The sequence below is a fragment of the Pontivivens marinum genome (genome assembly GCF_900231835.1).
In the GTDB taxonomy this organism is placed as follows: domain Bacteria; phylum Pseudomonadota; class Alphaproteobacteria; order Rhodobacterales; family Rhodobacteraceae; genus Pontivivens; species Pontivivens marinum.
This window is the reverse complement of the sequence record NZ_OCTN01000006.1, coordinates 1-6722: the sequence shown is the minus strand read 5'-3', so window position 1 is coordinate 6722 and position 6722 is coordinate 1. Positions and strand designations below refer to the sequence as shown.

Sequence of the window (6722 nt, the reverse complement as noted above, 5' to 3'; positions counted from 1 at the left end):
AACATCTTGCCGTTGGTGCCGATTGCCGATGTTCCCTCATCTGCTGGGATAACTTTCCGGGCTGCTCGACCTTCCGCTCCGTCTTGCCGACTGCGATGTTCTGGGCCTTTATACATCTCCTGGATCCGCCAAAACCTTTCCCATGATTTCGCGTGGTGGCTTCAACCCTTTGTCGGCACTCCATTATTTTCAGCCTTGGGGCGCTATGCACGTTTTTCTTACGCAAATTCTTAGCTTGCTTGAAGGAAACCATCCAATGTAGCTGTGGATACTCAAAAAATTCAAATAATCATTAATACAGTACGATTTTTTAGGGGCTTCACATTGCGAGCCTCAGTAGGCAGAATTTCACCAAAAGTCGCAACGGTGAAAGCGGCGCACAGAAGGATCTACCCGTGACGCTTGATGTACCCGCCCCACTCGAAAGCGAAGAAGATGCGCCCAAGCTTGTTCAACCTCGACTGACAGTCGACCATGCAAAGCGGTTGACCTACGCCTCCTTACAGAATGCCGTCCCGCTGCTCCAAAATATCGTTTTATACTCAGGCGATGAAGGCCTTTCCGCTGGAACGCTGCGCCTTGGCTTGCATCCTACCTTCGCCGTTGAGCGAGAATGGTCCTTTAGAGCGATTGCTCCCAACTCGTCGATCAACCCGCGTGACCTCGAGACAAAGTTGGATGGTGCATTTTTCGATGCCTTAAACGAAGCGGAGAATGGCAGGCTCCGGATCACGGCCGAGTTTGAGGATGGCCGCGCCCCCCTCATCTACGAATCCCCGGTCGAGCTGTTGGCGCGGGACGAGTGGGGGGGCGTCGGAGAGATGGGTCAATTGCTCGCTGCTTTCGTACAACCAAATGATCTGCGCGTGGCCGCTATTTTGCGTGCCGCTTCGGACGCGATGAAGGGCCAGGGGCTTTCATCCGGCCTCGACGGCTACCAGAGTGGAGATCCTGCCAGGGCCTGGGCCATCGCGGCTGCGATCTGGTCGGCTGTCGAGGGAATGGACCTGCGCTATGCGGTCCCGCCCGCCTCCTTTGAGCGTCGCGGCCAGAAGGTTCGCACGCCCGCCCGGCTGGCAGAAGAAGGCCTGGCAACCTGCCTCGATACCGCGCTTCTGATCGCGGCCGCGCTTGAGGCATCGGGCCTCAACCCGGTCGTCGTCTTTACCGAAGGACATGCCTTCACGGGCGTATGGCTGGTAAAGCGCACGTTCGGCACGACCGAAACCTGGGATGTTACGGATCTGCGCAAGGCGATCGTCGCGCGGGAGTTCCTGCCCTTCGAGACGACTCTGCTTACTGGCGGAAATCGCGGCACTTTCCGCACCGCCGTTTCTGAAGGCCAGGCGCAACTGGCCGAGGCGCGGGAACATCTCTTTGGTGTGGCCGTCGATATCGCCCGCTGCCGCTCTTCCGGGATCCGACCGCTTGCCCGCACCGGTCGCGCAGTCGAGACACACGATGCTCCGGCTTCCGCCGATCCACATGCCATATCCGATAATTTGTTGCCGCCGGAGGGGTTCGAGCCGCCCGATCCCATCGAGGAAACCGCACCTGCGACTCCGCAGGGCCGCATCGACCGGTGGCAGCGAAAGTTGCTCGACCTGTCGCTGCGCAATCGGTTGCTGAATTTTCGCGACACGCAGGGCGCATTGATGCTCGCTTGTCACGACGTGCCACGGTTAGAGGACGAGCTGACCGACGGGCAAGCCTTTAAGATGATTAGCTTACCCGACGAGAACCCACGTTTAGGACGTGATCCTGACCAGTACCGGCGTGAAACCGGAGAAGATATCGATGCGCGCGTGATCCGCGACGCGCTCGACCGGGGCGAGTTGTGCAGCCCGCTGCCGAACGAGTTGATGCGCAAGCGCCTTACCGCGCTTTATCGAAAGGCGCGTAGCGACCTTGCCGAGGGTGGGACCAACACGCTTTTCCTCGCAATCGGGTTCTTGCGCTGGAAGCAGTCCGAGACTGCGACCAAGTATCACCGCGCGCCACTCCTTTTGGTGCCGGTTACGCTGCGCCGGGCCTCCGCCTCGTCGCCCTTCACCCTGGTCCATCAGGGCGACGAGGTCCGGTTCAACCTGACCCTGCTCGAAAAACTGGCGGAGCAGGGGATAGAAGCGCCCGACCTCAAGGGCGAACTGCCGCGTGACGAGGCTGGGCTGGACGTGCCACGCATCTTCAGGCGTATGCGAGAGGTGGTGCGCAACGTTCCTGGCTTCGAAGTGGTCGAGGACTTGGCGCTCTCGACCTTCTCCTTCGCGAAATACCTGATGTGGAAGGACCTCGTCGAGCGGACCGACCAGTTACGCGAAAACCGTCTCGTCGCCCACCTGATCGATACACCCGACGATCCATTCGTCCCCGAGGGCGCCTCGGGCCTGCCCACCCCGCGGGAGGTCGAGGCCAAGCTACCGCCCGCCGAGACGTTCACGCCGCTACCGGCCGACGCTTCGCAACTGGCCGCTGTCGCAGGGGCCGTCGAAGGGCACGATATGGTCGTGATCGGCCCGCCCGGCACCGGCAAGAGCCAAACCATCGCCAACCTGATCGCGCATTGCCTCGCGCATGGAAAGACGATCCTTTTCGTCGCCGAGAAGGCCGCCGCGCTGGATGTCGTGCATCGTCGGCTTACAGCCTACGGGCTGGGCGATGCGGTGCTGGAAATCCACAGCTCGAAGGCGGAGCGCAAGAATGTCATCGGACAGCTCGGCCGCGCGTGGGAGCGCCCTTCGGACGGAAAGGCCAAAGCGGAATGGGCACGCGTCTCCGAAGAGCTCGGATTGGAGCGCAACCGCCTCAACGATTATGTCGAGGCGCTGCACCATCGGCACGGCAACGGGCTGACGGTGTTTGAAGCGATCGGGCTCGCCTCGCGCCAGGCCCCTATCCAACTGTCCTGGGATCGGATGGACGCGCATGATGCGGAGACCCGAGAGAGCCTCCGCCGCCTTACTCGCGAGTTAGGCGAAGTCGCCCCGCGGGTCCGTGACCCTGGTGCCCTGTGCCTGGTCGAGGAGCCGGAAGGCGGCTGGTCCAACGCCTGGACGCGCGAGCTTACAGAGGCAGCCGCGGCGCTGGAGGATCTGCTGCGCAAGGCGATCGACGCGCGGACCAGAATGGCCAGAGCCGTGGGGCAGATGGCAGGTGCCGATCCCTCGATGTTGGAGCCGTTGGCGCGGGCGGTCCTCTCAGAGGCGGAGGAGGATCGCGCGGCGTTAAGCGGGCGCGACCCTGCTGAGATACAGGTGCAGGCCGAGACGCTGCGCGAGGTGCTGCGCGAACTCGATACTGCCGAAGGCCGTCTGTCGGTTCCCTATGCCGCCCGCGATCTGGCCCGCGTTCCGGTCGCGCAGATCGACGCCGACTGGCGCCGCGCAGAGGCGAGCATCTGGCCCCTCTCCGTATTCCGCAAGGGCGCAGTGCGCCGTATGCTTTCGGCCTATGCGCAAGGAAAGGCGAACCCGGCACATGACCTGACGCATATCGAGGAGGTGCAGGACGGGCTCGCTACCCTCCACCAGCACCGGCTGGCCGGGCTACCCGACTGGCGCGGGCGTGACACGGATGCCGACGCGCTCGATGCGGTGGCCAGACGGGTGGCGGCAACGAATGTCGCGGCGCGCGCAGCTTCGGTCGAGGCCGCTGCCGGAGCTGGACGGGCGGAAGCGAAGGCGCTCGTGGAGGCGTTCGACGCGATGGCCCCTGCCCGCGCCCGGTTCGAGCGGCTCGCGGGTCGCACAGTGGACATTGATCTCGTGGACCTGCGCGACGCGCTGCCCAAGCTACGCCACGATACGCGCCGACTTCAGGACTGGCTGCATTGGCGCGGCCTCGTGGCGCAAGCGGAATCGCGGGGTCTCGCATCGCTCTGTAAAGCGTTGGAAGCGGGAGACGTCGAAGATGCCGAAGACGCCTTCGACTGTGCCTATGCCGTGTGGTGGACACCGCTCGCCATCGACGCAGCGGATCCGCTTCGAACCTTCATCGGCTGGAAGCACCAGAAGCGCATCGAGGTCTTCCGCGAACTCGATGCGCGCCATGCCGATCTCGCCGCCGATAGCATCCGTCGCCGCATTGCTCACGGCCTGCCCGGAACCGAAAACGTCGCGCGCAATTCCGCCCTAGGCCGTCTTCGCGATCTGATGGGCCAGCAGCGCCCTCGGGAGTCGATCCGCGGCCTGCTTGATCGGCTTGGCCCGACCACGACGAAGCTCACGCCCTGCGTGCTGATGTCGCCGCTCTCAGTCGCGCAGTATCTGCCTGCCGGACAGGCGAGTTTCGACATCGTGCTCTTCGACGAGGCCTCGCAGATCACGACTTGGGACGCGATCGGTGCAATCGCCCGCGCGCGGCAATCGGTCATCGTTGGTGATCCCAAACAAATGCCGCCCTCCCGTGGCTTCGACCGCGTGCAGGAAGATGATGAGGAACTGGCCTTTTATGAACGCGACCAAGCCTCGATCCTGGACGAGGCCGTGGCGGCGGGCGTGCCCCAGAACGTGTTGCGCGTCCATTACAGGTCCCGCGACGAGGGGCTGATCGCCTTCTCGAACCAGCGCTACTACGACGGTGGACTCGTCACCTTCCCGGCACCCCGGGCCTGGGGCGAGGCAGTACGGCTGCACCGCGTGGAGGGCGTCTACGACCGCGGCGGCTCGCGCACCAATCCGGTGGAGGCAGATAAAGTAGCAGATTTCGTGACGGATCGCCTGCGCGCGGAATTGGCAAAGCCCGAGGAGAACCGCGAGACGATCGGCGTTGTCACATTCAATATCCAGCAGCAGCAGCGCATCCTCGATCATCTCGACCGCGCCCGATCTCAGGACGATTCACTGGAATGGTTCTTCTCTGACGAGCGGGAGGAGCCGGTCATTGTGAAGAACCTGGAAAACATCCAGGGCGACGAGCGCGACGTCATGGTATTCTCGACCACTTTCGGACGCGACGCGGCCGGCAAGCTGTCGATGAACTTCGGACCTATGAACCAGAATGGTGGCCAGAAACGGCTGAACGTGGCAGTGACGCGCGCACGGCGCGAGATGCACGTCTTCACTTCCATCGACGCGAACGACATCGACGTGACGCGGACCAAGGCCGAAGGCGTGCGGGACCTGCGCGACTTTCTCGATTACGCGGCGCGTGGGCCTGATGCGCTGGCGGCGACCGACACAGGCTCGCTTGGCGGTGCGGACAGTCCCTTCGAGGTTGAGGTGAAAACTGCGCTGGAGGCACTCGGTTGGGAGGTCCGGACGCAGATCGGCGTGTCGGGCTACCGAATCGACCTCGGCATCGTGCATCCCGACCGCGCGGGCAGGTACTTGGCTGGAGTGGAGTGCGATGGGGCCACCTATCATTCCTCACCCACTGCGCGCGATCGCGACCGGATGCGCCAAGCAGTGCTCGAAGGGCTCGGTTGGCGGATCGAGCGGATCTGGTCGACGGAGTGGTTCTTACATCGCCGTGACGTACTTGAGCGTATCGACGCCGACCTCAGGGCACAACTTAAGCTCGACCGCGAGCAGGCCAACGACGAGATGGAGCAGGTCGATCTCGAAGACGTGAAAGATGTCCCGTCCGAACCTGCCCCGCTGTCGCCGCCGACAGCGCCAGTGCCTGGAAACGCACGAGACGAAACTCCACCAGACGCCGTGCAGGAACCAACCTCGAAGTTCGACCTAGTGGCCTCGCAATCCCCGCTGACAGTGGACCGACGGGACGAACCAGCCCCCTCTGACGGACCCGAGCCAAATTCGGAGGCCTTCCACGACTCGTCCTACGACACGACTTTGCGCGATATGATCCGGGGCATCGTCAATAAGCAGGGGCCAGTCCATCTCAACGCTGTCGCCCGTCAGATCGCGGATCGCCATGGCTGGAAGCGCGTCGGCGGCCGGATCCGCGCGCGCGTCGAGGCGGCGAGCGCAGGACTGGAGCGGATGGTCGAACCATGCGGGGTCTTTCTGTGGACATCGACACCAGAAGCGATGATCCGTTGGCGGGACATACCTGGCCGCGATCCCGCAGAAATCTCCGTAGCCGAGATCGCCGGGCTGCTGCAAGCAGAGCCCGAACTGCTACAAGCCGAGGACTCTGTCCTCGCACTTGCGCGCAGGCTCGGCCTGTCTCGTCTGGCAGAAAGGCGCCGGATCGAGCTGGAGGTTGTCCTCTCAGCGGCCCAGTCTAGGTTGGACGTTTAGCATCGTCCGTTTCAGCCACGCCGCAGACCTGCACCTAGATTCGCACTTGCGTAGCATTACGCAGCGCGAACCGAATCTGGGCGCGCGCCTTCGCCTCGCGCTGCGTCCTCAGCCGGATTATCGATATTACCATCTCGCGGAAACCTGACCTTCGCGACATATCCACTCCTTGGTTCCAAAATTACCTAGAAAACCGTCTAAAATCTAGGGGCACCTCAAGCCGCCTCTAGTGTGGGGTGAGACAACGGCTCAGGAGATAGCCAATGGTTACGGAACAAAATTCTGAAACAAGGCCTCAACCGCCGCTCCCTCGTGTTCATTTTGAAGAATTTCGGATGTATCTTGAGTCAGCCGAACGAACGACGGATCGTCGACTGGAACTCAACAAAAGCAACGCCTCACTTTCGCTGCTTATAATGGCTGGACCTGACCCGTTTTTGTGCCGCCCCCGGTGCTCGTTTAGGCCACCTTCCGCTCGAAAGCGACTGGGCTTTTCCAGCCCAATGCTGAATGGCG

1 protein-coding gene is annotated in these 6722 nt (G+C 62.6%); it reads left to right on the top strand.

Annotated features, from left to right (window positions below; all coding sequences use genetic code 11):
• The first annotated feature begins 395 nt into the window (after positions 1 to 395).
• Positions 396 to 6206: an anti-phage protein ProA gene (proA, locus tag CR254_RS13435; RefSeq protein WP_097930845.1), complete on the top strand. Its 5811-nt coding sequence runs from the start codon at positions 396 to 398 to the stop codon at positions 6204 to 6206.
• Positions 6207 to 6722 lie beyond the last annotated feature (516 nt).